Origin of the sequence: Halothiobacillus diazotrophicus, from assembly GCF_001663815.1 — a bacterium.
GTDB classification, from domain to species: Bacteria; Pseudomonadota; Gammaproteobacteria; order Halothiobacillales; family Halothiobacillaceae; genus Halothiobacillus; species Halothiobacillus diazotrophicus.
The window spans coordinates 542,149-566,539 of record NZ_CP016027.1; the positions used below are offsets into that span (position 1 = coordinate 542,149).

Below are 24,391 nucleotides of genomic sequence, written 5' to 3' on the forward strand. Positions count from 1 at the left end.
TCCGCGCCCTTGATCCTCAATGCAGACAGGCATCCGCCTAATCTTTTTTGTTCTTCTTACCGTTGCCGTTTTTGCCACGTTTGCCGTCCTTTCCATTGTTTTCGCCGTTTCCGTTGAGTTCGTCGGCGGCCTTGACTGCGGCGTGATACCGAAGTCGGATGTCTTTGATGTCCACGCGCGTCGGCGGCAGATTGAGATTCATTTCATTCAGCGTGTTGGAGATGATCTGGGAAATGGCGAGATTCCGGAACCATTTCCGATTCGCCGGGATGACGTACCACGGCGCGTGGGATGTGCTGGTTCTGACGAGCGCCTCTTCGTAGGCCTGGGTATATTGAGGCCAGAACTCCCGCTCGCTGTAATCCGATTCGCTGATTTTCCAGTGTCGTGTGGGATCGTCCAGCCGATCCTTGAAGCGTTCCAGTTGTTCATCCGGGCTGATGTGCAGAAAGAATTTCAGGATCTTGGTGCCGTTCTGCGTCAGTAGGCGCTCGAACTCGTTGATCATGTCATAGCGCTCGGACCAGACCGATTCCGGAACAAGGTTGTGGACGCGAACGACCAGTACGTCCTCGTAATGGGAGCGATTGAAGATCACGACTTCGCCTTTTGCCGGTACATGCTGGTGCACCCGCCAGAGAAAGTCATGGGCAGCCTCCTGCGGTGTCGGCTGCTTGAAGCCATGAACCCGGGTTCCCTGGGGGTTCATAGCCTTGAAGACATGGCGAATCACGCCATCCTTGCCGGCTGCATCGAGTGCCTGCAACACGACCAGCAGGGATTGACGGCCATCGGCAAACAGGAGGAACTGCCGTTGTTCCATCTCGTTGCGGTAGGCTTCGGTTTCCGCTTCCGCCTTGTCCCGCTTGTCGTGATCACCCGTGCTGCCCGGGTCGATGTCCGCCAGAATCAGGGGTTTTTCGGGATCGACAAGGAATTGTTCGCGGTAATCCATCGGTGCGCTCCGGAAGGTGGGTACGAACCTTGAATATACGGTCTGGATGCACCGCTGTCGCGCCAAATTTCAGTTTGATGACAAACCCTGCACGTGGACATGCCTCTGAAACGGACCGTTCAGATCGGGATCGTGCGGGGCCTGAGGTGACGCATCAGTCGTTGCAGACCGACATAGCCGATATAGGTGGTACAAGCCACGGCGATGATGCTCGCCCCGGAACTGAGATCGAACAGGTAGGCGAAGATCAGCCCGCCGAGACAGAACAGAAAGCTCCACAACCCGGCGGCAAGCATCAGGCCGGCAAGCGTGCGCGTATGGCGTTCCGCCAGGGAGGGCGGCAGTGTCAGCAGGGCGATGACCAGGATGAGACCGACGACCTGGATCATCATGACCACGGCTTCCGCCACCATGATCAGCAGCAGGTAGTAGAGCCAGCGAACGGGAATCCCGCGGGACTGGGCGAAATCCGGGTCGAAGGAGAAGGACAGGATATCCCGGTAGTAGTACAGGACGAGGCCGAGGATCACGGCGTCCATGCCGAACATGATCCACAGATCGTAGACGGGCACGGTGAGAATACTGCCGAACAGGTAACTCATGAGGCCCACGTTGTAGCCGGGCGTCAGGTTGATCATGATGATCCCGAATGCCATGCCGGCGGCCCAGATCACGCCGATCAGGGTGTCGGTTCGTTCCCGACGCTTTTGCGTCAGCGCGCCCAGCAGGGTGGCGGCGCCTGCTGTGAACAGTCCCGCAGTCGGCAGAACCGGTGCACCGAGGAAAACGGCGAGACCGACCCCGCCGTAGGCCGTATGGGCAATGCCGCCAGCCATGAACGTCAGTCGATTCACCACGACGAGTGCACCGATGATGCCGCAGGCCAGGCTGACGAGCAGGGCGGCCAGCAGGGCATGTTGCATGAAGGTCTGCTGCAGGAGATCAGTGATGTGCATGCTGGCACGCCTGAGTGGTGTTTTGGGTGGTGTTCTGAGTGGCGGTCTGCGCTTCCATCAGTTGCTGGAGCTGGGAATGGACAGGACATCCGGCTTCGTGGACGCCGTACATCAATGCCAGCATGTCGGGTGTGAGTTGGGGGGAATCGCTGGCCAGCGCGTAACGGTTCACGGCAATGATGTCGGTGACCGCGTTGGCGGTGATGCCCAGATCGTGGCTCACCATCACCACGGTGGTGCCTGTGTCGAGACCTATCAGGGTTTCGAGGATGCATTGCCGTCCGTAGGGATCGATATTGGATAGTGGCTCATCGAGGATCAGCAGGTCCGGGGCCGTGATGAGGGCACGGGCGATGAGCGTTCGCTGGCGCTGGCCCCCGGATAGTTCGTTCATGCGTCGATGCGCGAGTGCATGCACCCCGGCGCGCTCCATGGCACGCGCTGCTCGTGCCCGTTCTTCGGCCGTGTAGCGGAAACCCCGTCGCTTGCCTTGGGCAAGCCCCATGAGCACGACCTGTTCGACCGTGGCGGGAAACCCCGAGGCAATGTTGGTATGTTGCGGCACGTAGCCGATCCGGTCCGGTTGTTGTCCCGGCAATTGGCCGAAAACGTGGATCGTTCCTTGCTGGGGTGACAGTAAACCCAGGATCAGGCGCATGAGCGTTGTCTTGCCGCCGCCGTTGGGACCGACCACCGCGACGAAATCGCCGGGTTGGACATCGAAATTGATCTCCGCGAGAACGGGTTCGTCGTCATAGCGGAATCCGAGATTCCGAACCTGGATGATGGGCGGGTTCCTGGTATTCGGGTTCTTGGCGTTCGGGCTTATGGGGTTCGGGTTCATGGGGTAGATGACCCGGGCGCACGTAGCACCTTGCCCAATGCCTGTGCAATGGCTTCCATGCCGCGCGGCCAATCGGCGTCCAGCGGGTCGATCGGGACAACCTGCCCGCCGATTTCCGTCGCAATGGTACGCGCCGCCTTCTGTGCGAATTGCGGTTCTACGAAGACGACCTTGATTCCATGGGTACGGGCGTAATTGATGACATCGTTCATCTGTCGGGGGCCTGCTTCCTTGCCTTCCGCCTCGATGGGAATCTGGGTCAGGCCGTAGGCGTCCGCGAAATAGCCGAAGGCCGGATGGAACACGATGAAAGCCGACTGGGCGAGATGTGCCCCTGTCAGTGCCTTGAGAATGTCGGTATCGACCTGATTGATCTTCAACGCCAGCCTTTCGTAGCCCTGACGGTAGTCCTGCGCATGAGCGGGGTCGATCCGTATGAGGGCATCCCGGATATTCATGGCCTGGATACGCACGAGGACCGGTGACAGCCAGATATGGGGATCCAGTCCGGTTTCGTGGGTGGGGGCGCCGACGTGGTCGGCCATGGGTACGCGTTGAATGCCGCGTGCCGTATCTACGATGGTCAGCCCGGGATTCACGCTGCGAAATCGTGAGATCCAGCTCTGCTCGATGGGAATGCCGAGGCCAAAGTAGAGAGATGCCTTGGCGAGGCCCATCAACTGACGGGGCGTCGGTTCGTAGGTTTCGGGTTCGGCCGTGGGCGGCACGAGCACGTCCACATGGACATGATCCCCTCCGATGGTGTCCACGAAGTATTTCTGGGGCGGAATGCTGACCGCGACGGTCAGCGGGGCACCGGCTTGACCAAGCAGCGGCAGGGTCAGACCACAGAACAGAATAAGCACGGTCAAAAAACGCATCGGGCGAACACCTCGTGGGCAGTTTAGATCGGAGCCGGATGAAATACGGAACGGTTGAACCGTTTGTCGGGCACGGTACATGGGATAAAACAGCCGGCATACGGCGTCGAAACGCAACTGTTACAGTATAACGTTTTGCGTGAAATCCGTACCAGTTTTGCGTGTGATGCACGGTTGCGATTGTGCCGAATGGTCCGTGGCTACCTAGGGATGCTCATCCGGGTTCGACGTGCCGGGCAAAGCCAACCAGGCGGTCACCCCACCATTGGCGCGTGGGGTTAGCCCGGCACGCCAACCCTGGGTATTGGCCAGATCGCGGACAATGGCCAACCCCAGACCGGCACCGGATTGATGCGGACTGCGGGCGGAATCTAGTCTGATGAAGGGATCGAAGGCCTGTTGACAGGCTTCTTCGGTCAAAATCGGTCCGCCGTTGTCGATCTCGATGCGCAGTTCGTTGTATCCCATCTTATTGGTCGAGCGTCGTTGTCGAACGGCAAAGGGTGGCGTGCCATGCTTGGTGGCGTTGTCCAGAAAGTTGGTCAGGATGCGGGTCAGAGCGAGTCGATTGAGGTGGAGTTCGGGGTCCGCCTGGATTTCCTGGGTGAGCGTTGCCGCCAGATTCGGCCTTTGCTGGATCAACGATTGCAGAATCTCTGCGGGATGACAGGGCTCGTTCCCCCCGCGCACGTTGATCTGGGCGTAGGAAATGAAGCTGTCGATCAGCTGCCGCATGTCCTCGAGATACCCCGACATCCGCTCGAAGCGAACCGTCTGAGGATTCTCCCGGGCCAATTCCAGTGCCAGCCCCATCCGCGTCAATGGGGTGCGTAGATCATGGGATACGCCGGCAAGGAGCAGACTGCGCTGTTCATGCAGGCGAAGGATCTGTTGCTGCATGGTATTCAGGGTTTCGGCCAGTTCGTCCAGCTCACGTACACCCGTATTCGTCGCCACGCGGGACTTGGGATCCCGACCGAGTTCGCTCGCGCCCCGTCGCAGGGTTTCGATGGGGCGGGCGAGTCGGCGCGCCAGGAGCAGTGCCCCCAGTGTCGCGAGAAATAGGGTGATGGCAGCCATCGCAGCGAGGGTCAGGACGGGTGCCGTTCCGATGCGTTCATGGCTGAAACCGAGGTGAATCGGTCCTGATTCCGTGTGCAGGGTGAAGGCATAACCCGCCACGGGTTGGTTGATGGCCGTGATGGCGGATGTCTGGGGAAAACGGTTATCCAGTGCGACCTGAAGGTAGAACAGATAGGGCAGAAAATTCATGTGACGCGGCGAATCGGGCAGGGTTTGCAGCACGTACAGTCCATGCTCGCTCGCCATCAGAGCCCGATAGGCGTCCCGATCCTCCGCGGGCAGTGATTGCAGATTCTCGACGTCGTCGTGGATCAGGGTGGCGAAATCGCTGGTTGCCGAATGAAGAATCGGGATCCAGACCAGCCAGGCACCCAAGATGAGGAGCGCCGGTACCAGCGCCAGGGTCATCCCCAGATGCGAGCGAAGCAGCCGGCTGCGCAGACTGCGTGCCGGTGTTCTGCTCATGGCGTTTCGCTGCCGCTGGGATCGAACAGGTACCCCTGACCGCGAACCGTGCGCACGAAGCGAGGCTCGGCAGGGTTTGATTCAATCTTGCGGCGTAGGCGCGCTATCCGCGCGTCGATGGAGCGATCGAACGGCAATGCCTCATCAAGATCCTGCGCGAGATCGAGCAGGCGATCACGACTCAGTACGCGGTAGGGATGACTCGCAAGGACGCGCAGCAGGGAGAACTCCGCGGCGGTCAGCGCGACGGGCCGACCGTCGTGAAACAGAACCCGGCGTTGGGGATCCAGGAGATAGGCGCCAAATCGGTAGTCGGAGAGTGAATCGGCGCCCGGTCTGCCTCTGCGCAGGACGACGCGAATTCGTGCGAGCAGTTCGCGCGGGTTGAAGGGCTTGACGACGAAATCCTCGGCGCCCAGTTCGAGACCGGCTATCCGATCGGCATCCTCGGCGCGGGCGGACATCATCACGATCGGGATCCGTGTGCCGAGGCGTCGTGCGATGGACAGGCCATCCTCGCCGGGCAGCATCATGTCCAGAAGAATCAGATCCGGTACTCGGGTTGTGAGCAGGCTATCCAACGCCTTCCCATGGCGCGCATGGATCACATCAAACCCATGATGGGCAAGGTATTCCGTGAGCATTTCCGCCTGCTCGGCATCGTCCTCAACCAGGCAGAGCAACGGGGATGTCATCGTGTCGGTCATCAATTGTCACACAAAGTCATCAGAGATCACGGTGCGGGCATCAGCGGCAAGCTGGGGACGACGAAGATGGCCTCGTCAGCCCGCGACGGCTGACGAACCGTCAACACCCAGAGGAGCGTGTCATGAAATCCAAATCCATCCATACCGTTGCTGCCGTCGTCCTGTCATCTGCCATGGCATTGCCTGTACTGGCTGCCGATTCGACGGAGACTACGCGGTCTTTCGAACAGGCGCAATCCAGGGCGAAGGCATTCAAGGCCATGACCCCTGAAGAACGGAAACTCAAGATGCAGGCTGCGCGCGAACGCATGAAGAAATTCCGCTCGGAACATCAAGCTGGCCAGATGAACGGTCAGATTATTGGCCAGATGCAGCGTCGGATGTCGGCTACGCAGGCTGATCAATAACCCATTTACCTGTCGTATAGGGAGGAAAGAATCATGGGAATTCTAAAATGGGTCATGCGTGCGGCTATCAATGCTTCTTCATCAAGTAGGACTGGACGATTGATAGGTCTCTCCGGCGTCGGTTTGTGCCTGCTCGCGCTGGCTGGCTGTGGGGGCGGTACCGCTGCGGCCGTTACACAAGCGGTCGTTCAGCCGATACGCGTCACTTCAACCCCCAATCCCTCGGTGCTGCCGTTGCTCCTGGCCATGGCCCAGGATCCGAGTCTCCCGGTAACCCTGTTGCCCGTGTCCAATGGTTCGGAAATCGACCAGGCATTCGCCAATCAGGATGCGGAAGCCTTGCTGGCGATGACCTGGGTTGAAGCGGGCAAGGTGCTGAGCGGTGCCGAACCGGATCTGAGATTGGTCTCCGTGAATTTCTGGCGCGGATTTTTCGAATTGGCGGCCCAAAGCCTGGGTGTAACGAATTTCACCGACCTGACCGGCCGCAACATTCTGCTGAGTGGTCCGGTCGGTGGCGGGCGCAATGGCGGTCCCGATACGCTATTCCAGGGGGCACTGAAACGCGCGGGATTCGATCCGACGACCTATGAGGAGAATACGGTCACCGTCGACGTGAATGGCACCCCCTTATCCGTGGTGAGACGTCATTACGATAGCGGCGATTTTCGGGTGTACTACCTGCCCGTCACGGCAGCGGTATCGGTACTGAACAGCGGGCAACTGCTGGATGACGGCGATGGCAATTCGCAGAACGATATGCCGGCGAGCGCCTCGTTCATGGTGGATCCGGCGGCTACCGGTATCGTGATGCAGGGGATGATGTCCAATATCACCTACGGCAAGGCGATCGATATCCAAACGCTCTTCACGGGATACCTGAGTTGGCCGCCCAGCGAGCTGCCCTTGGGTGGTTTGAGCATTCGTGCCAGCGTACTTGATGATCCGAGCCGTGCAGCCGCCGTCGCGCGTCTTCGTGCGGCCTATGAAAAGGCAGCCAACGATCTCATGGCCGCTCGGGGTTATCCCATGCAGATGCGCGATCTGACCACCCAGATTGCCGACCAGGTGAACCGATACTACGGCCAGTATGGACTCAGTCTGCCTGCACCAGTCATTGCTGCCGCCCTGACCAATGGCTCTCTGGTGTATCGCACCGACTTGAGCGTGAACGCTATTCTGCCGGACCTGGTTGCCTTCCATACGGAACTGCTGGGCAAGGCGCCACCCACTTCCTTCTACGGGCCCTGACGGTCCCGGCGGCGCTTCCGACTACGCGGATTCAACCGTATCCGGCCCAGGTGGCCGGATTTTTCAGTGTGAACGCCGTGAAGGGAAGCGGGTGGTATCAGCGCAGTCGGCCCGCGCCGAACCATCCCCGCAAGCGCCGAAGGAAATAGAGCAGGGTGAGTTGCCTTATGGCATGACGGGCGGTTACTTCGGCAAGTTTCTGACTGCGTTGACTGAAATTGGCGGAAAAGAGCCAGGCACTGAACAGCTTGTGCAGCTGGTCGATGAGGGCCGATTGCGATGGGAGGGCGCGACTGGCGCGTTGACAGTAGGTTTGAAGCGTTTCCTCGGGCGTGCGCGGGATGCCGAGCCGAGTCAGCGCGCGTTCCACAGGATACCAGGCCCGTTGGGCGGCTCCGAGATGGGCGAGGTTGGGGCGTGAAAGAAGTCGCCAGAACATCAGAACGATCAGCCATACGACGCCCGCGACAATGGCGGCGACGAGGAATCGACCACCCAGTCCCTGGGCAGCCAGTCCCAGTCTTGCCAGCAGATCGCTTTGCGTGTCACCACCATAGCCGAGCACATACTGATTCCAGCCGTTCTGCAGGCGGTCTCCGATGAGCGCGAACTGTCGGTCCAGCCCGGCTTCACGCCGCAGGGTAGCCGGGAGGGCGGCATCATCACGGGCCGCGTTGGCCACGCCCGAGGCGATTCGTTCGGGCGCGACGACCGCCGTCGGGTCAACGCGAACCCAACCGCGATTCTTGACCCAGATTTCACTCCAGGCATGGGCATCCGCCTGACGGACGAGGAGATAGTCGCCGACCACTTCGCCCCCCTGATACCCGGTGACAATCCGTGCGGGCACACCGGCTGCGCGCATCAGCAGGGTGAATGCGCTCGCATAGTGCTCGCAGTAACCCCGTTTCGTGGTGAACAGGAAGTCGTCCATGCGATTGTGCTCGGGCAATTTGCCCGGGGTCAGCGTGTACCGAAACCCCTGCGCACGGAAGTAATCCAGTGCCTTGTCTCGTGCGTCGAGTGGCGAGAGATGGCGCCAGGACCGACCCAGCGCCTTCAGGCGGGGATCATCCTGCGGGAGTTCGAGATCCCGGGCACGCGTGGCGGGGTCGAGGTGGTTCGGATCGAGTCGGTAGTCGATATTCGAGGTGACCGTATATCGGTAGCGATCGACCAGTGCATGCAAGGCGAACAGGGTGGCCGTGGGGCTGATGATGCTCCGGGATGGCCGTTCGATGGCCAGTGCCAGCGCGGGCAACCAGCGATGTTCGGCCGGTTCGAGGGTGATGGTGTAGGTGACCGCGCTTTGAGCCGTCCAATCCGCAGAGAGTTTGGCGGAGGTCGGACCGAAGCCTGGACCGTCCGCTTGCCAGATGCCGTCGTCCTCGCTGCTCATCACCAGAACCCGCCAATAACGCTCGGCCGGTGGAATCATCGGTCCGGCAAACGATACGCGAAAAGCGGGGGCGGGATCGCTCGCCAATTGCTCGAAGGATCCGGGGTTCAGCGTATCGGATAATCCTGTTCGTGCCTGCTGGATCGTCGGTTGCTGCGCGCCCCAGGGCGCGCCCGGGGGGCGGGGAAAGAGCACGAACAGGGCAAAGGTGACCGGCAGTCCGGCGATCATCAAAACCCCGGCCGGTTTGAGTCTGGGCTTGATGGCCGTCATGCCCGGGTTGCTGATGCCGATCCACGCAACGACAAGTCCCCAGAAAAGACTCAGCGCGATCAGTGCGAACAGGACACCCTGATCGTAAAGCAGAAGCGCCACGATCAGGAAAAATCCCAGCAGCAGCAGGACATACTGGTCTCGCTGCTGTCGACTTTCCAGCAGCTTGAGCATTGCAGCCAACGTCAGTAGCGTCACACCGGCATCGCGACCCCAAAGACTGTGATAGGTGAACAGGACCAGAAAACCGCTGATGAAGCCCAGAAGGATTACCAGCAGGGCCGGGGGTAAGGGCCATTTGCGCCACTCATGAAGCAGGCGCCAGCCGATACCGGCCGCGAGCAAGGGCCAGGCGAACAGGGGCAGGTGCGGCAGATGGCAGAGCAGGGCGATTAGGGTGACGGCGATGAGCGGTCGATCGAGCGTCACGACGACTGGCCCGGCGTGTGTGTCGGATCGGTTGGGCTGGGTCCGGGCGGCGCGGCTCATGATCCCTCACCCTGGGTATATGGGTGCTGCGCCAGCCGAAATCGGGTCAGTACCTCAAGGGTGCGCCGCTGATGTTCAGCCCCAAGTCCGGGGTGGTCCGGTTGCCCCGGCAATCGCAGGATATAGGGTGCCTGATGCACGCTTAGCTCTACGATCCAGGCGGCGAGCTGTTCCAGTCGTTGCTCCGTTTGACCGGGTATCTGATTGAAATCCAGCACATATTCCCGGCCGATGCCCGATTCGGCCGCATGCTGCCGGGTCACGAGGTTGCCTGTTTTGGCCCATTGCTTGAAGGCCACGTGGGCCAGGGGGTCTCCCGGTACATACGCTCTGAGATGATCGAACTCCGTCTGAGTGAGCGGCGCAGGGTTGGGGTGCTCGGGCGATTTGTTTTCTCCGGCAGTTCCCGGCAATGGCAGTGAGCCGTGTAGTCTCGGGTAGACCCACTGCATCACGCCGGATGGAGAGAAACGGCAACGTGCCGTCCACAGCCCGATCGGGTAGTTTGTGGCTATCTCGACATCCGGGGCGGAATGGTAGCCCCGTGAACGACTCGCCAGGGTCAATGAACAGGGACAGGGTACCCCGGCTTGGACATTCCGGATCAGCGTCGGTGCCGGCGTATCATCGAGCGGGCGAATCGTCAGCGCGGGATTCGTCATCGATGATTCGATTCTGATGGACCAGGAGCCACTGTCCCCGGCATGGCGCGGCGGGATATCACCGAGATGCAGGGTACATGCGCGAAGCTGGCGGCGAGTCTGCCAGGCACTGTTGCCCATAAGGGCGATCAGCAGGAAGCTGATGAAGAACACAAGATTATTGCCGTAATTGATGGCAGCCAGCAGCATCACGATGGCGAGCGCGATGAAGGCCAGGCCAATGCGATTGGGTTTCAGCGTACAGACACGCCCTGACGCTTGCATGCCTGCTTACGGCGCCTTGACGGCCTGCAACAGTCGTTGTGCGGTTGCCTGACCGGTGGCGGGTGAACCACCAGCGCCGCCAGACAGGCGATGCGCTACCACACCGGGCAGGACGGCCTGGACATCATCGGGCAAAACGTGACTGCGTTGATCGACATAGGCCCAGGCGCGCGCCAGACGCAACAGCAGCAAGCCGGCCCGGGGAGACAGGCCATCCCCGTAACTTGCCTCGTTGCGACTCGTTTGCAGCAGCTGTTGCACGTAATCAATCACTGCTTCACCGGCATGAATTCGGGTAACGGCCTGACGCATGGCGACGAGTTGTCGGGCATCGATGACGGGTTTCAGTTCGCCCAGATGCTGACGGCCGCCCACGCCCTGTAACATCGCCCGTTCGACTGCGGGGTCGGGATAGCCCATCCCGATCACGAGCGCAAATCGATCCAGTTGGGATTCGGGGAGCGGGTAGGTGCCCTGCTGATGGGTCGGATTCTGGGTGGCAATCACGAAAAACGCTTCCGGCAACGGATAGCGTTTGCCGTCGATGGTCACCTGCCGCTCCTCCATGGCTTCGAGCAAGGCGCTCTGTACCTTGGGTGGCGCACGGTTGATCTCGTCGGCAAGCAGCACTTCCGTAAAGATCGGGCCGGGATGAAAGCGGAATGCCTTCGAATTCGGCTCGAATACCGAAATGCCCAGGATATCGGACGGCAGCATGTCCGCCGTGAACTGCAATCGGCGAAAGCGCAGGCCAAGGCTAATCGCCAGCGCATGCGCGAGCGTGGTCTTGCCCAACCCGGGCAGATCTTCCAGCAGGAGATGTCCACCGGCCAGCACGCTGCAAAGTGCCTGACGGACCACGTCGGCTTTTCCGAGCACGATCCCGGACGTATTTTCTATGATTTCCAGTGATTTGAGTTGCAATCCTGTGACACTGTCGAGCACGGAATCCGGATTGGTGGCTAGAGATTCCGATAGTGGCTGCGGTGCGGTCATGGTGACAATCCATTCAGTGATGACACAGAAAAACCCGTCATTGACGTCATCACAGCGTAGCACGCGGTTCTCGCTTTTCGTCCTTAGGGATGCGAGAGGACGCTACACGTCGTCATCAGGGTGGGCGCCGAACATCGCATCGCACTGAAGAATGCGCAACCCGTGTTGGCATTGCGCTACAGGCGCATTCAATGTGGCCGAACGGGGTGGGGCGTCTGTTCTGGGTTCCCCTTGCCGGAGCCGGTAGCATGGCCATTGGGTTTCGGCCGGTTCATGTAGGCGGGCAGCACGGACAGCATGCGCAGCCCTTTTTGAACCTGCTTGTCGCGCAGCAGATGCATCAATCCGCCGATGCCGCCGAGATGCGCTTCGTCCTTTTCCGCATCCTGCATGGCTTCCTCGGCACTGTGCACGAGATGCATCATCTGATCGATTCGAGGATGCGATGACTGCTGAAGCAGACGTTCGGCAAATGAATCCAGTGTCATGCCTTCGTCGAGCCCGGCCAGATAGTCGGTCAGATCACCGACGCGGTCCAGGGTGCCGTTTCGGTGCAGTCTGCCCAGCAGTTCCAGCAAACCGATCAACGCCTTGTCGGTGTCATTCCGGGTGACGAATGCGCTGCCCTGTGCAACGCCGCTCGTCAACGTACCGGCCAGCTGGTGCTCGACGAAATCGCCAATCAATCGGAGTCGATGCAACGTCTTCAGCAGGCTTTCCGCATCGGCCCTCAGTTCATCGATCGGCATCTGCCGGAGCGTGACGATCCATTGTCCGAGGGTCGGACCGAGCGACTCGAGGGTCGTCACCGTCCACTCGGCATTTTCCGCCAAAAGTCGTAAGACGCCGGCGCGGTCCAGAACATGGAAGGTCCGCAGCAGATGACTCGCCAGCGCCGGCACATCGTATTCCGCCGTTGCGTTTCCCATCCGGTTGAGTGTATCCGTGACGACGCAAGCCATCGGGCCATCCAGGAACTGGGACAACTGATTGCCCAGGTCCCCGAGACGGGCCAGACCTTGCCACTGTTCAGCGGTTAGCGACATGGATTCGTTATCGGTTCGTGGATTCATGACGAACTCCTTTGAAACTTGCCATGGGGTGGCCGGGGCGCATTCCCCTTGAAGGAAATGCACCTCCGTCGTTCGACGGGTACTCTGCCCAGACGTGCGGCTTCAAGCCGAGAGCTTTTCCGCCATCAGCTTGGAGAAATCCAGCCCCCAATCCGGCACCTTCCCCTGCGTTCGGAAGAACAGGTTCTTGTATTGCATCTTCAGCAGGAACGGGATGTGCCCCATCTTGAGTACCTGCTCGGATCCGCCGTACCAGCTGTTGGAGCGGATATAGAAGGCCTGGTTATCCCCCATGTCCCCGATGCAGTTGACGACCGGCTGCAGGGGCGTGTTGGCCGCTTTCTCGCTCATGCGGCCGACGGCGAGCGCGATCTGGCGACCGACGATTTCGCATTCCTGATGCCCGATGGCGCCCAACTTGGGCACCGTGACCGCTGCGGCATCGCCCGCGGCGAAGATTTCCGGGTACTTGGGGTTCTTCATCAAGAGATCGGTCACGACGAAGCCCTCGCTATCCGTGATCGGCAGATCGCGCATGAAATCGTGCGCGACCCAATCCGGAAAGATGATCTTGAGTTCGGCCTCAATCGTCTGTCCATTCGCCAGTTCGACCCCTTCGGCCGTGATGCGGCGAATGTCCTCGGCATTATTGACGTAGTTGAATCCCATCCCGGAAGCGATGTCGAGCAACTGGCCCACGACCTGCTCGCCGGCATCCTCCGCAATCAGTTCACCAGGCGTGAACACGGTGATCTTTTCCGGACCGCCCTGACCGGTCTTCTTGAGATAGGTGGCGGCCGAGAGCATCACTTCCACCGGCGGTCCCTCGCAGGCGGCGACGGCATTGGGAATGCTGCCGCCCGGATAGGGTTCCAGGCCTTCGGCACCGTCCCCCTGGTGGAATCGGGCGGAGCCGATGGCGATGGGACCGCCCTGATAGCCGCCGTTCCAGAGTTTCTCGCGCAGACGGTTGCCAAGATAGAGATCGCTGACGCTGTCGCCGTACTCGGCAAACCCTTCGATTTTCTCGAAGGCCAGTCGATTGCCCAGGGCAATCACGAGATAATCGTAATCGAGCTTGCCCGGAGCGCCGCCGGGGCGCTCGCTGGGCGTGAAGTGTACGCTGCGGTTGTCGACGTCGATGCCGGTGACGTCACCTTGAACGAATTGAATATGATCCTTGGCCAGTACCGGAATCAGGTCCATTCGCTGGCTGGAGGCCGGGTCGCTGTTCTCGAAGACATCCGCGGGGATGTTCGGAATGAACAGCAGATAGTTTTTCCGGTCGACCACCGTGATATCGACGCTGTCGCCGGCGAACTGACGGATTTTCTGAGCAGTGCCCAGACCGGCAAAATTGCCGCCGAGCACGAGAACCTTGGGTTTGCTGGACATGATGCTGTCCTCCTCTGCGTTGCAACAGGGTTGTGATTGCCTTGACGACGCGAACGGTCGTCAGCATGACGATCGCGCGAATGCGGGTGTCAGTGCTTGAGGTGCTTGCGCCACACGCCTTGCTCCATCATCGGTGCAAAGATCATGTAGTACGGGCCCTTGTCGAGATGGGCGAGGACGCCGTTGTTGTGGATCTGGCGGAGCTCGTAGTCGACCATGGCGTGCCCCAGACCCATGTGCGCATGATCGGGGGATTCCCATTCGATGTGCACGAGATACTGCACGGGGGTCTGTCCGGGAATCGGCGGCTTGTCGTGGATTTCGTTGCCGTAGTTGGTGTTGTATTCGGGTGGGTTGGCGCCCAGGGTGGACACGGCCTTCATGGCGCCTTCCGGATCGAGCTGGAATGAGCCGATGGCGGATACGCCGAATTGCTTCATCACCATCCAGCCGATCATGCCGGGTACGTTTTCCTTCATCCATTGGAGGGTTTCCACGGCGCCCTTTTCAAAGTCCTCTTCATGGCCGTGCATCACCCAGTGATCGCCAATCACGACCGCCCGCTGACTCGCCAGCGCGACCTTGGGCACCTGCTTCTGTTGTGCGAACGAATCCCCGAGAACCTGGGGGACATCCGTGATGCTCATGATTTGCGGCAAATCGGATTGAATGACCTCGAAATAGGGCTCCCAGGGGCCTTCAATTACCATGTCGAGGCAACTACCGCACAATTCGAAAATTTCCTTGAAGTTGTCATGGTGCATTTCTTCGTGCGCACGCACATCCTTCCAGACCGTGTACTGGAACATGCCCATCGGATTCAGGGTTTCCCGCATGTCGATGGCACCGCCACCGTAGCGACCGGCCATGGGGTGGATACCCGTCTGAAGCATTTGCTCGAAACCGAGAAAACCGGGATGGGAGGCGGTGGTGATACAGACTTTCGGACCAACCTTCATCATGGTTTCGTAGCTGTCCGGCCGATTGGCAATTTTCGTCATGTTGATGGCGATAATGGGATTTTCATTTGACATGATCGCTTCTCCTGCAAGTGAATTGAGGTTGGCTGTCAATGTTTGATTTTTTTTATATCTCAAAGACTAGACGCCTTTTTTCCGACTTCAAATAGCCTTTGTTTATCGCAAGATAGCGATGATTGATTTAATTGGACTATTGAATTGGATTTTGTTCTCCTCGATGGCGGCCCGATAGGAATCAGAGCAATATGATGCGAAATGGGTGTATCGGGCTATTATTCTGTTTTATTAAATATTTTTATTGATTGATTTTGATAAATGACGATTTATTTATAATGAAGAATTTCGATCGCCGTAGCCGCTCACTGGTGTTCGACGCTTATTTGGGTGCGAATACCGCTATTTATTCCCCGCATGATTCCAGTCAGGCAAGCGGGGACGGAATGTACGGCTTTGGTCGATCAGGACTCGGATCGTGGATTCTTGGCGGCGAAGGCGCGTTCGTAGGCGGCGATGAGTGCCTGATGGCGCTGACTGTTCGAATAGTTCGTGCCCAGTGAGGGAATGTCGAGGAATCCGGCCTGTCCGGCCAGCAGGCGTTCGGCGCTGTTCAGTGTCTCCGCCGTGAACATCACGGTGAGCGTGGACTGCAGCGTTTGCCGTGTTCTTGCGATACCGAAGGCATCATGAAGCTGGTTGAGGGCAACCGCTGCCCGATAAACAGATTTTCGATCTTCCGGGAGGGGCGGAACGGTCGCCAGCCAATCAAGAATGGCTTCACGTTCGTCTTCATCCTTGCGTGCATCCGTCTGCATGAGCGTCAGCGCGCGCAGTTCGCCGAGCCGAAGGCTGGACCAGGCAGAACCGGGATCCGCCGCTAACCCGATCACGTCCGTGACCGGCATCAGCCAGTCGAGATCCAGGCCGTCGATTTCGTCCAGTAGTGCCGCGCAATCGGTTTCATCAAGCGCTCCAAGACGTTCAACGAAAGGAACCAGGGCCAGTCCGATATTGTTATTGCGGTCGTACAATTCGTCGACAGGGTAGATTTCCGACATGCCGGGCACGAGGATCCGGCAGGCATACAGGCCGATATGGGTGTAGTCGGCCACATAGACGTCATAACCTTCGTCCGTGACGATCGCACAGAGTCGGGCGAAGCACGCGTGATTGTCCTCGGCGGTAAAATCCCAGTCCACGAAGGGATAGTCCGGTGTATCGCGGAAGAAGCGCCAGTCGATCCATCCGGATGAATCGATGAAATGCAGTTCGAGGTTCTGCGGGTCGGACACCAGTTCGCGGTCGGTCGTCGGTGGGTGGAAGCCGTGCAGATCGTCCAGTGCTCGGCCCTGAAGCAGTTCGGTGACGGTGCGCTCGAAGGCGACTTCGAAATTCGGGTGCGCACCGAAGGACGCGAACACGCCGCCGGATTGCGGATCGATCAGGGTCACGCAGATCACGGGGTAGCGGCCGCCCAGAGAGGCATCCATGAGGCGAAGACCGAAACCATGTTCCCGCAGGGCATGCACGGCTGTGGCGATGGTCGGAAAGCGGTTGAGGACGGCATCGGGGATCTGAGGCAGGGCGATGCCTTCGGCGATGATACGGTTCTTCACATAACGCTCGAACACCTCGGACAGTCCCTGGGTTCGCGCCTCATACGGGGTGTTGCCGGCGGTCAGACCGTTGCTGACATAGAGGTTGCCGACGATGTTGGCGGGGAAATACACCGTCTCATCGTCGCTGATGCGGGTGTAGGGCAGGGCACAGACGGCATCCGATACGGCGCTGTTGAAATCGATCCAGTCCTCCGTCGTGACGCGCATTTCGTCGGCAAGATAATGCCGCCACAGGGCATCGTCGAGCAGCCCTTCGGGGCGAATACCCGGCTGCTCGATCGTGAACCAGCGTTCGCGCGGGTCATGGACACCGGCTTCCGTTCTTTCGCGGTGCCAGTGGAAGTCGCCGAAGAAATATTGCGAACCGAGTCGCTCCACGAACTCCCCCAGCGCAGAGGCCAGTGCCGCCTTGCGGCTGGCGCCCTTGCCGTTGGTGAACAGGATCGGGCAGTTGCGGTCCCGAATGTGTACCGACCAGCAGTTGGGCACCGGATTCAACCAGCGGGTTTCCTCGATATCGAATCCCAATTGCGCCAATTGCTTCTGCACCTGCGCGATGGTTTCTTCCAATGCGGCGTCCTTGCCGGTGATGTAGGTCTGTTCGGTCATGGGGAGATCCTGAAGATCGGATGGATAGGGGGTGTCAGTGCTGCGCCGGCAGGAAAACCAGCAGGGAAACACGGCGCAGTTCGCTGGCCAGTACGGTGAAGGTGCGGCAGGCCGCGCCGGTATCCATGAATTCCAGACCGATGCCTCGGCGCAGGATCTGTGCCTGGAATTCCGCGCTGCCGCGCAGTGTACGGGTGCCGGTACCAATGATCAGTACTTCCGGATCGTCGATACAGAGTTCATCCACATGATCGGGCGTAAGATCGCTGACCGAGGTCAGGGCGATGTCGCCCTGAATCTGCTCGGGTGTCATCAGAAAGCTCCGGGTGAGTTCCTCATTGTTGATTCGCACGAGGGTGTCGGTAAATCCGCGGATGACAAAGCGTTGTCCGGAATCATCGAGTGAAAGTCGCATCAGGGCTCCTGACTGTCTGGAATGGGGCGGTAGCTTCGAGAACGATGATGGAATCGAGGGGATCGAAACGATCGTCGTCGTCCGGCAACCGATTTTTTCGTTAAGTTTAGCGTGGAATCGGGGTGGTGGGGATCGACAGGCAGTTCAGCGCTGACCGCTTGCGAACTGTCCGACGGCCTTGCGGATCGGTGGGATATGCGCGACGGCGCTCAAGCCGAGATTGCGTAGATGGACAAGAATCGGGTTCTGCAGCCGGAAGCCGTAATGGAACACGTCCATGCCGCTCTGGGTGATCAGATTGTCGGCGCGGCGTAGACGCTCATACCGCTTCAAGGCACGCCGACTGCCCAGGTCGTCCGCATCTTTCAGACAGTCGAGCAGGGCCATGACATCGTAAAAGCCGAGGTTTACGCCCTGACCGGCCAAAGGATGGATGGTGTGCGCTGCATCGCCGACCAGGACGACGCGCTCGGCCTGATAGCGATCCGCGTGCATCCGGCGAATCGGAAAATGCCCGTGTCGTTCAATGGCAACGATGCGCCCCAGTTCGGCGGGGAATTCGGCATGGAGTCGGGCGAGCAACTGATCGTCCGTCCAACTCTGACGTGTCCTGACGGCATCCAGATCGTCGTACCAGACGAGCGAGCCGCGATTGCCGGCCAGGGGCAGAAAGGCCTGAGGGCCGTGGGCGGTGAATCGCTGCCAGGTGATGTCCTGCTGCGGGTATTCGGTGATGACTGAGAACACCTGTGCGCCGGTTCGATAATCGAGCAGCTGAATATCGATCGCTGCTGCCTGCCGCACCCAGGACTGAGCACCATCGGCCCCTATGACCAGATCGGCCGTCAGCGTCTCGCCCGAACTCAGGGCGAGACTGGCGCGATCCGTTGCCACGTTCATGGCGACGGGGCTTGTTTCGCGCAGACAGGTGATCGTGTCGACATCGGCGATTTTCCGCCAAAGCGCCGCCTGGATCAGACCGTTTTCGACAATATGTCCCAGGGCGGGTAGGCCGATATCCGCGCAATCGAAGGTCACGTCACCGGATCCGGCCTGATCCCAGACGCGCATGCGGCGGTAGGGGGCGGTTCGTTGATGCCGAATCAAGGGCCAGACGCCGAGGGCGTCCAGAAAGGCGATGCTCGTCGGTGACAGGGCCGAAACACGGAGATCGAAGGGGGTATCGGCACTTGGCATTTCCGGAACAGGTTTGTCCTCGATCAGTGCGACCTGCCAACCCGACTGCCCCAAAGCGAGCGCGACACTGGCGCCGACCATGCCGCCGCCAACCACGAGGACATCGAAAGTCGTCTGATTCATCAAATCTCCCTGTCGCAGGTCATTTGGTCCTGCTGATCAAGTTCGAGACCTGTAGCGGAAAGTCGCATCACAAGCCCCGCGTCAGTCGGACCAATCGATTCTTGGCCGGCACCAGTCCGTCGAAGGCGGACAGAATTGCACCACGCACCATGCCGAGGCCGGGTAGATCCAGGCTGAAGCCGCGCACCAGGCGATCGGTCAGGCCGATGGTCCGTCGGTAGTCGCTCCGTCGCTGTTCGGCATAGGCCGCCAGACGTGCCGGATCGCCCGGATCGACGAATTCGCCGCGATCCGCCCGCAAATGGACGGCGAGATCGCGCACGTCGCGCAAGCACAGGTTGAAGCCTTGTCCGGCAACCGGGTGCAATGCATGAGCGGCGTTGCCGAGAATGACCAGTCGATCCTCGATCAGATCCTGAGCCGTGACCAGATTCAAGGGATAGGCATGGCGCGGCGTCAATTGGGAGAAACCGCCGAGGCGATGTCGGAACAGATGATCCAGACGCCGGGCAAAATCCTCATCGCTCAAGTGTGTCAATTCGGAAACCTGTTCGTCGCGATTGACCCAGACCACGGACACTCGACCGTCCGGTGCCGGCAGGATCGCCAGTGGGCCACCCCGGGTAAAGCACTCGAAGGCAACCCCATGATGCGCCCGGGCGGGCAGGGCGGTGCAGACGATGGCCGTCTGGCCATAGGCCTGTGTTGCAACCGGTACTTCCGTGGCTGCTCGCACGGTTGATCCCGCGCCATCCGCGGCGATCAGCAGGCGTGCCGTCAAGGTATGACTTGAACCCTGATAGTCGATATCCACGCGGATACGCCCCGCCGTGCCGGTGCCTTCAAGCTGATGCCCGAGATACCCTGCGGGCTGGAGCATGTGGATGGCGCCCGACGTCCCGGATCGTTCACGCGCCCGTTCGATGGCTTCGCCCAGAGCGCGATTGCCCATGACCCGGCCTAAAGCCACGCCGCCATTGTTGGCTGTCGTGATTCGGGTCATGCCAAAGTGGCCATGATCCGTCACGCGCACCTCGCAGATGGGTTGGGCTCGGCGGTCTGCAGCGGAGTCGATGAGGCCGATATCGTCGAGATAGCGCCAGGAAGCATCGGAAAGGGCCGTGAGTCGATGGTCGAAGCTGGGCGAGTGTCCTTTGGTGGCGCGTTCCAGTACGGTCACCCGCCACCCATCCCGGCTGAGCGCGTGGGCCAGTACGCTGCCCACCATGCCGCCGCCGACGATGACGATGTCCTGTTCCATCGCGGCCAAGTCCAAGTCGCTCATTACAGATCCAAAGCCTTGCCGGCAGTGGAACGGTTCATGAAAGACTCGATGTCCGCGACGGTCTTGGGTACGCCATGGGTCAGGACTTCCGCACCAGTTTCGGTGACCAGCACGTCGTCCTCGATGCGGATGCCGATGCCGCGATAAGCCTCTGGTATGTCGACATCCTGGTCGATGTAGATGCCCGGTTCGACCGTCAGCACCATGCCGGGCGCCAGTTCGCGCCATTCGCCATCCACCTTGTAGCGGCCGACATCATGTACGTCGAGCCCCAGCCAGTGGCCGGTATTGTGCATGAAGAACCGCTTATAGGTGGCTGATTCAATGACAGATTCGATGCTTCCCTCAAGCAACCCCAAATCGAGCAGACCCTGCGCAATCACGCGTACCGCAGCCAGATGCGGTGCGTTGTACGGCACACCGGGTTGGATGGCGTCTATGGCGGCCAATTGTGCGTTCAGTACGATCTCGTAGACGGCGCGCTGGGCGGCGGTGAAGATGCCATCGACGGGCCATACGCGCGTGATGTCACCGGCGTAATGTTCGATTTCCGCACCGGCATCCACCAGGACCAGCTGCCCGGATTCCAGGCGTGCGGCATTGGCCCGGTAGTGCAGGATGCAGGCATTGGCGCCCGTGGCGACGATCGGCGCAAAGGAGGCTTCACCATGATGCTGGTAGAACACCCGTTGCAGGTGTGCGGCGACCTCGAATTCGTACATGTCTTCGGCAATGGCACTGGCTGCAAAACGGTGCGCCTCTGCGGAGATGGCGGCCGCCCGCCGCATGCGGGAGATTTCTATCGGTGACTTGATCAACCGGAGTTCGTGCAGCGGCTCGGCCAGATCCTTCAGGGTCTGGGGCGGCACGATTCCGGAGCGTCCACGCTGGCGAAGCACATCCAACCAACTCAGGGCGCGAAGCATCCATTCGTGGTTGGCGAAGGGGAGGGTCAGTCGCTCGTATCCGGCCAGCAGTTCCGGCAGGTGATCGTCGATTTCGTCGATGGGAAAGGCCTGATCCGCACCGTATACACGGCAGGCATCCTCAAGGCCGGTGAGGGGGCCGTCCCAACGAACCTTTTCGGGGGTGTTCGGCTGCACGAACAGTACAATTTCGCCTTCGGACCGCTTGGGGCAGAGCACCAGCAGTGCGTCCGGTTCGTTCAAACCAGTCAGATAATGGAAATCGCTGGACTGTCGAAACGGGTAATGATTGTCATTGTTGCGGATCAGCTCTTCGGCCGCGGGGACGACGACCGCGGAGCGTTTGCCGATGGCCTTCATTAATCGCTTGCGACGCCGTGCGTATTCGGCTTGATCCTGTTGGGTCAGGGATGACTCGCTCATGGGGACTCTTTGAAAGTTCAATGTTGGCGGAGCGTGGACTCGGTGGTCGGCACGGGCGGATGCATACCAATGTACATGACGATCAAAGCCGCACTGAGATAGTCGATGATCTCCTGCAGATTGATTTCGTCATCAGCCTCATCGTCGCCGCTTCCGTCGGCCTGATCATCCAGGCTGGCTATTGCCTGCAGATCGTCAAAAACCTCGCGAACGTCTTCGGCCAGATGTTGCGGTGCGGGTCCCTTGGCCACGGCGTAGCCGTACAGAACGCTTTGGGCGAATTCGATCAGGGCGGTCAAACGTGTCTGAAAGGGCGCGTCGTCATCCGGAAGCAACAAGTCGAGACCGAAACTGTCTGCGGTGGTCATCTGATTCACGAGAACGCTATAAAGCGCGCGCAAGCTGGCCGGGATTGCCAGGGAGGCAGGTTCGTCGACGAGTTCCTGCAGCCATTGCGACTCCGATGTCCGTCCGGCGCCCAGCCACATGCCGATCAGGACGCCCTGGGCTTCACTCGGCATGAGGGTGGAACCGAGTTCCTGTAGATCAGACATCGTGTTCTGGTATCGGTTATTCATACCTGCTCGCTTGTTTCCGGGGAATTCATCGTTGCCGTTGTTGGGGACAAGAGGCTCTTCATGAAAGCGACGGCGAGGCACTCAGTCTTGGATATGAGCGCGGTGCAGCCATCACTTTTTGGAACCTTCTATTCCGGGTGGGATATTGTCAATGCAACGGCCACAAAATGATAGACTGGTCCCTGCGATTCGTTACGCGAGCCGTCCGGGCTCCGAGCACGCCTCACAAACCCAGCATCAGGTAACCGTTCATGTCTGCCGCGCCAGCCGATCCCTCAGCTCCTTCGGTATTCGATTCCGTGAACCCGGCTCACCCCCATAACAACGATGCCGCGTTGAGTGGGGATCCAGCCGCAGGTCTCGAAATCAGGATCAATGCCCTGATCGAACTCTGTCGTGCATTGGATCGCAAGCAACGGGATCAGTCGGCCGTGGCAGAAAGACTTGCCGAGGATAACGCGAAATTGCGGCGGATATTGCAGCACACGCATCAGCAGATTCAGGAATTGACCGATCAGATTCGGATGATGGAGCAGTAATGTCATGAACAACACACTCAAACCCATCACCGTTCGTATTCTCGAAAAGGATTATAAGATCGTCTGCCCGCCGGAAGAGCAGGCGATCCTTTTTCGCACGGCGGATTACGTCAATCAGGCGATGATCCAGGTCAAGAAAAGCGGACAGATTCTCAGTACGGAACGTGTCGCCGTGCTGGCCGCGCTGAACATCGCGCGCGAACTGATCGAAAGCGGGAATGCTCCTGGGTGTGCGTCGGATCATACGCCCGAGCTGATTGAACTCATCGACAGCGTTTTGCGGGATATTCCGCATCCCTGACTCTCCGGAGAACACCACCATTAGAGAGACGCATCGCGTTTCAGCCAGTTATCCGCGGGACTGAAGGCTCTCGGCTGCACGGCGCAGGGCAGCGTCGTCCTCTGTTTAAAAAAACGCCCGCCGGCCGCTTGACACCAAAATTTAACACGGTAAGATGCGCCCCACCTGTGAACAACGGGGCTATAGCTCAGCTGGGAGAGCGCCTGCATGGCATGCAGGAGGTCTGCGGTTCGATCCCGCATAGCTCCACCAAATTACGCTGTCACTCGTCTTCAAATCGCGAATCTCAGCGTCAAGAAACCCGCAAGGATCTTCGAATCCTGCGGGTTTCTTGTTTTGTGCATTCGCGACGCCTCATCGGCATCAGACCAAATGGTCTCGCTGCATCATATACTCGGTGCTTGTACACAGTGCTTGAGTCATTACCCCGCCGCAGGAGCGTGCATCATGATTGAAATTCGCCGCAGCAATGAGCGTGGTCAGGCTAACCATGGCTGGTTGCAGAGCCGTCACACGTTCTCGTTCGCCAATTATTACGATCCCGAGCATATGGGCGTTTCCGCGCTCCGTGTGATCAATGATGACAAGGTGATCCCCGGTCGTGGTTTTGGCACGCACGGCCATCAGGATATGGAAATCATCAGTTACGTGAAGCGGGGTACCATTGCACACAAGGACAGCATGGGTCATGTCGAGCATTTGCCGGCGGGCGAATTCCAACTGATGACGGCGGGAACCGGTATCACCCATAGCGAATTCAACCCTTCAACCGAAGAGCCCTTGGAGTTCCTGCAAATTTGGATTTTGCCTGATCGACGGGGACTTGAACCCGGTTATCAGCAAAAGCGTTTCGATCCACGAAACGGGCTGCAGCTGATCGCTTCACCTGATGCGCGGGATGGATCGCTGCGGCTTCATCAGGATGCCTTGCTTCTTCAATTGCGACTGTCGGCCGGCGAGGAGGCCACCCATGTGATCTCCGCTGATCGCTGTGCCTACGTGCATGTGGTTTCCGGGGGTATTTCAGTCAACGGTACCGTCTTGTCCGCTGGCGATGGCGCTACGATCAGGGCGGACGATGTCCTCGAGTTCGTTGGCCTGGCGTCGGAAGATGTGATCAACGAAGCGCTGTTGTTCGATCTGCCCTAGATCCCCGATCATATCGCGCTCCTGCATGTCCCTGCGCAATCAGAAAGGCATATTCGTCTAGTCGAATTGTCTCGTCGTCATGGGGTGACCGGCTCCCCAGGCGTGTGCAACTCGGACAACCAAACAGATATCCCTACTACTATTTCGCCT

23 protein-coding genes and 1 tRNA gene are annotated in these 24,391 nt (G+C 59.5%); 6 read left to right on the forward strand and 18 right to left on the reverse strand.

All coding sequences use genetic code 11. The features are described from left to right. Positions 1–37: 37 nt before the first annotated feature. The 6 genes from A9404_RS02480 to A9404_RS02505 form a co-directional block, all read right to left on the reverse strand. Positions 38–955, reverse strand: coding sequence for a polyphosphate kinase 2 family protein (locus A9404_RS02480; RefSeq protein WP_066098356.1), 918 nt, complete (start codon positions 953–955; stop codon positions 38–40). A gap of 119 nt (positions 956–1,074) precedes the next feature. Further along, the gene (locus tag A9404_RS02485; protein ID WP_066098358.1) at positions 1,075–1,911 is read right to left on the reverse strand and encodes a metal ABC transporter permease; all 837 of its coding nucleotides are present in this window, start codon (positions 1,909–1,911) and stop codon (positions 1,075–1,077) included. Further along, positions 1,898–2,755: a metal ABC transporter ATP-binding protein gene (locus A9404_RS02490; RefSeq protein WP_066098360.1), complete on the reverse strand. Its 858-nt coding sequence runs from the start codon at positions 2,753–2,755 to the stop codon at positions 1,898–1,900. The genes A9404_RS02485 and A9404_RS02490 overlap by 14 nt, the downstream gene beginning before the upstream one ends. Then, complete coding sequence (locus A9404_RS02495) at positions 2,752–3,636, reverse strand: metal ABC transporter solute-binding protein, Zn/Mn family (RefSeq protein WP_066098362.1); 885 nt, start codon at positions 3,634–3,636, stop codon at positions 2,752–2,754. Before A9404_RS02495 ends, A9404_RS02490 begins: the two co-directional genes overlap by 4 nt. Positions 3,637–3,840: 204 nt before the next feature. After that, positions 3,841–5,184, reverse strand: coding sequence for a sensor histidine kinase (locus A9404_RS02500; RefSeq protein ID WP_066098364.1), 1,344 nt, complete (start codon positions 5,182–5,184; stop codon positions 3,841–3,843). Next, the gene (locus A9404_RS02505; RefSeq protein ID WP_066098366.1) at positions 5,181–5,891 is read right to left on the reverse strand and encodes a response regulator; all 711 of its coding nucleotides are present in this window, start codon (positions 5,889–5,891) and stop codon (positions 5,181–5,183) included. The genes A9404_RS02500 and A9404_RS02505 overlap by 4 nt, the downstream gene beginning before the upstream one ends. 122 nt (positions 5,892–6,013) lie before the next feature. Here A9404_RS02505 and A9404_RS02510 point away from each other — a divergent pair, with 122 nt between their 5' ends. Together A9404_RS02510 and A9404_RS02515 are read left to right on the forward strand one after the other, a co-directional pair. Further along, a complete protein-coding gene (locus A9404_RS02510; RefSeq protein WP_066098368.1) occupies positions 6,014–6,298 on the forward strand; it encodes a hypothetical protein in 285 nt (94 codons plus the stop codon). A 33-nt stretch (positions 6,299–6,331) separates the two neighbouring features. Next, positions 6,332–7,549: a substrate-binding domain-containing protein gene (locus tag A9404_RS02515; protein ID WP_156521208.1), complete on the forward strand. Its 1,218-nt coding sequence runs from the start codon at positions 6,332–6,334 to the stop codon at positions 7,547–7,549. Positions 7,550–7,646: 97 nt separating this feature from the next. Here A9404_RS02515 and A9404_RS02520 read toward each other — a convergent pair whose 3' ends face one another. The 12 genes from A9404_RS02520 to A9404_RS02575 form a co-directional block, all read right to left on the reverse strand. Continuing rightward, the gene (locus tag A9404_RS02520) at positions 7,647–9,710 is read right to left on the reverse strand and encodes a transglutaminase TgpA family protein (protein ID WP_066098372.1); all 2,064 of its coding nucleotides are present in this window, start codon (positions 9,708–9,710) and stop codon (positions 7,647–7,649) included. Next, complete coding sequence (locus A9404_RS02525) at positions 9,707–10,636, reverse strand: DUF58 domain-containing protein (RefSeq protein WP_066098374.1); 930 nt, start codon at positions 10,634–10,636, stop codon at positions 9,707–9,709. The genes A9404_RS02520 and A9404_RS02525 overlap by 4 nt, the downstream gene beginning before the upstream one ends. Before the next feature lie 6 nt (positions 10,637–10,642). Further along, positions 10,643–11,632 carry an AAA family ATPase gene (locus A9404_RS02530; RefSeq protein ID WP_082922673.1) on the reverse strand — a complete coding sequence of 330 codons (990 nt, stop codon included), beginning with the start codon at positions 11,630–11,632 and terminating at the stop codon, positions 10,643–10,645. A 188-nt stretch (positions 11,633–11,820) separates the two neighbouring features. Beyond that, positions 11,821–12,705, reverse strand: a complete 885-nt coding sequence (locus A9404_RS02535; protein ID WP_066098376.1) for a DUF1641 domain-containing protein — start codon at positions 12,703–12,705, stop codon at positions 11,821–11,823. A gap of 102 nt (positions 12,706–12,807) precedes the next feature. Next, complete coding sequence (locus A9404_RS02540; protein ID WP_066098378.1) at positions 12,808–14,100, reverse strand: NAD(P)/FAD-dependent oxidoreductase; 1,293 nt, start codon at positions 14,098–14,100, stop codon at positions 12,808–12,810. An 89-nt stretch (positions 14,101–14,189) separates the two neighbouring features. Next, the gene (locus tag A9404_RS02545) at positions 14,190–15,134 is read right to left on the reverse strand and encodes a sulfur oxygenase reductase family protein (protein ID WP_066098380.1); all 945 of its coding nucleotides are present in this window, start codon (positions 15,132–15,134) and stop codon (positions 14,190–14,192) included. 404 nt (positions 15,135–15,538) lie between these two features. Next, complete coding sequence (gene ycaO, locus A9404_RS02550) at positions 15,539–17,305, reverse strand: 30S ribosomal protein S12 methylthiotransferase accessory factor YcaO (RefSeq protein WP_066098382.1); 1,767 nt, start codon at positions 17,303–17,305, stop codon at positions 15,539–15,541. A 34-nt stretch (positions 17,306–17,339) separates the two neighbouring features. Continuing rightward, positions 17,340–17,720, reverse strand: coding sequence for an Mth938-like domain-containing protein (locus A9404_RS02555; RefSeq protein WP_066098384.1), 381 nt, complete (start codon positions 17,718–17,720; stop codon positions 17,340–17,342). Between the two features lie 144 nt (positions 17,721–17,864). After that, positions 17,865–19,040, reverse strand: a complete 1,176-nt coding sequence (locus A9404_RS02560; protein ID WP_066098387.1) for a UbiH/UbiF/VisC/COQ6 family ubiquinone biosynthesis hydroxylase — start codon at positions 19,038–19,040, stop codon at positions 17,865–17,867. Positions 19,041–19,107: 67 nt separating this feature from the next. After that, positions 19,108–20,325, reverse strand: coding sequence for an FAD-dependent oxidoreductase (locus tag A9404_RS02565; RefSeq protein ID WP_082922674.1), 1,218 nt, complete (start codon positions 20,323–20,325; stop codon positions 19,108–19,110). Further along, positions 20,325–21,674, reverse strand: a complete 1,350-nt coding sequence (locus A9404_RS02570) for an aminopeptidase P N-terminal domain-containing protein (protein WP_066098389.1) — start codon at positions 21,672–21,674, stop codon at positions 20,325–20,327. The genes A9404_RS02565 and A9404_RS02570 overlap by 1 nt, the downstream gene beginning before the upstream one ends. 17 nt (positions 21,675–21,691) lie before the next feature. Further along, positions 21,692–22,228, reverse strand: a complete 537-nt coding sequence (locus A9404_RS02575) for a YecA/YgfB family protein (RefSeq protein WP_197490405.1) — start codon at positions 22,226–22,228, stop codon at positions 21,692–21,694. A 275-nt stretch (positions 22,229–22,503) separates the two neighbouring features. Here A9404_RS02575 and A9404_RS02580 point away from each other — a divergent pair, with 275 nt between their 5' ends. From A9404_RS02580 to A9404_RS02595, 4 genes are all read left to right on the forward strand, one after another. Beyond that, the gene (locus A9404_RS02580; RefSeq protein WP_156521209.1) at positions 22,504–22,791 is read left to right on the forward strand and encodes a hypothetical protein; all 288 of its coding nucleotides are present in this window, start codon (positions 22,504–22,506) and stop codon (positions 22,789–22,791) included. A gap of 4 nt (positions 22,792–22,795) precedes the next feature. After that, positions 22,796–23,092, forward strand: a complete 297-nt coding sequence (locus A9404_RS02585; protein ID WP_066098395.1) for a cell division protein ZapA — start codon at positions 22,796–22,798, stop codon at positions 23,090–23,092. A 176-nt stretch (positions 23,093–23,268) separates the two neighbouring features. Continuing rightward, positions 23,269–23,344: transfer RNA gene (locus A9404_RS02590), tRNA-Ala, on the forward strand. 120 nt (positions 23,345–23,464) lie between these two features. After that, on the forward strand, positions 23,465–24,241 hold the full coding sequence (locus tag A9404_RS02595; protein WP_407645317.1) for a pirin family protein: 777 nt from the start codon (positions 23,465–23,467) through the stop codon (positions 24,239–24,241). Positions 24,242–24,391 lie beyond the last annotated feature (150 nt).

Coding starts and splice junctions, on each gene's coding strand:
- A9404_RS02480 (WP_066098356.1), bottom strand. CDS start 955: ATGGATTACCGCGAACAATTCCTTGTCGATCCCGAAAAACCCCTGATT.
- A9404_RS02485 (WP_066098358.1), bottom strand. CDS start 1,911: ATGCACATCACTGATCTCCTGCAGCAGACCTTCATGCAACATGCCCTG.
- A9404_RS02490 (WP_066098360.1), bottom strand. CDS start 2,755: ATGAACCCGAACCCCATAAGCCCGAACGCCAAGAACCCGAATACCAGG.
- A9404_RS02495 (WP_066098362.1), bottom strand. CDS start 3,636: ATGCGTTTTTTGACCGTGCTTATTCTGTTCTGTGGTCTGACCCTGCCG.
- A9404_RS02500 (WP_066098364.1), bottom strand. CDS start 5,184: ATGAGCAGAACACCGGCACGCAGTCTGCGCAGCCGGCTGCTTCGCTCG.
- A9404_RS02505 (WP_066098366.1), bottom strand. CDS start 5,891: ATGACCGACACGATGACATCCCCGTTGCTCTGCCTGGTTGAGGACGAT.
- A9404_RS02510 (WP_066098368.1), top strand. CDS start 6,014: ATGAAATCCAAATCCATCCATACCGTTGCTGCCGTCGTCCTGTCATCT.
- A9404_RS02515 (WP_156521208.1), top strand. CDS start 6,332: ATGGGAATTCTAAAATGGGTCATGCGTGCGGCTATCAATGCTTCTTCA.
- A9404_RS02520 (WP_066098372.1), bottom strand. CDS start 9,710: ATGAGCCGCGCCGCCCGGACCCAGCCCAACCGATCCGACACACACGCC.
- A9404_RS02525 (WP_066098374.1), bottom strand. CDS start 10,636: ATGCAAGCGTCAGGGCGTGTCTGTACGCTGAAACCCAATCGCATTGGC.
- A9404_RS02530 (WP_082922673.1), bottom strand. CDS start 11,632: ATGACCGCACCGCAGCCACTATCGGAATCTCTAGCCACCAATCCGGAT.
- A9404_RS02535 (WP_066098376.1), bottom strand. CDS start 12,705: ATGAATCCACGAACCGATAACGAATCCATGTCGCTAACCGCTGAACAG.
- A9404_RS02540 (WP_066098378.1), bottom strand. CDS start 14,100: ATGTCCAGCAAACCCAAGGTTCTCGTGCTCGGCGGCAATTTTGCCGGT.
- A9404_RS02545 (WP_066098380.1), bottom strand. CDS start 15,134: ATGTCAAATGAAAATCCCATTATCGCCATCAACATGACGAAAATTGCC.
- ycaO (WP_066098382.1), bottom strand. CDS start 17,305: ATGACCGAACAGACCTACATCACCGGCAAGGACGCCGCATTGGAAGAA.
- A9404_RS02555 (WP_066098384.1), bottom strand. CDS start 17,720: ATGCGACTTTCACTCGATGATTCCGGACAACGCTTTGTCATCCGCGGA.
- A9404_RS02560 (WP_066098387.1), bottom strand. CDS start 19,040: ATGAATCAGACGACTTTCGATGTCCTCGTGGTTGGCGGCGGCATGGTC.
- A9404_RS02565 (WP_082922674.1), bottom strand. CDS start 20,325: ATGAGCGACTTGGACTTGGCCGCGATGGAACAGGACATCGTCATCGTC.
- A9404_RS02570 (WP_066098389.1), bottom strand. CDS start 21,674: ATGAGCGAGTCATCCCTGACCCAACAGGATCAAGCCGAATACGCACGG.
- A9404_RS02575 (WP_197490405.1), bottom strand. CDS start 22,228: ATGTCTGATCTACAGGAACTCGGTTCCACCCTCATGCCGAGTGAAGCC.
- A9404_RS02580 (WP_156521209.1), top strand. CDS start 22,504: ATGTCTGCCGCGCCAGCCGATCCCTCAGCTCCTTCGGTATTCGATTCC.
- A9404_RS02585 (WP_066098395.1), top strand. CDS start 22,796: ATGAACAACACACTCAAACCCATCACCGTTCGTATTCTCGAAAAGGAT.
- A9404_RS02595 (WP_407645317.1), top strand. CDS start 23,465: ATGGTCTCGCTGCATCATATACTCGGTGCTTGTACACAGTGCTTGAGT.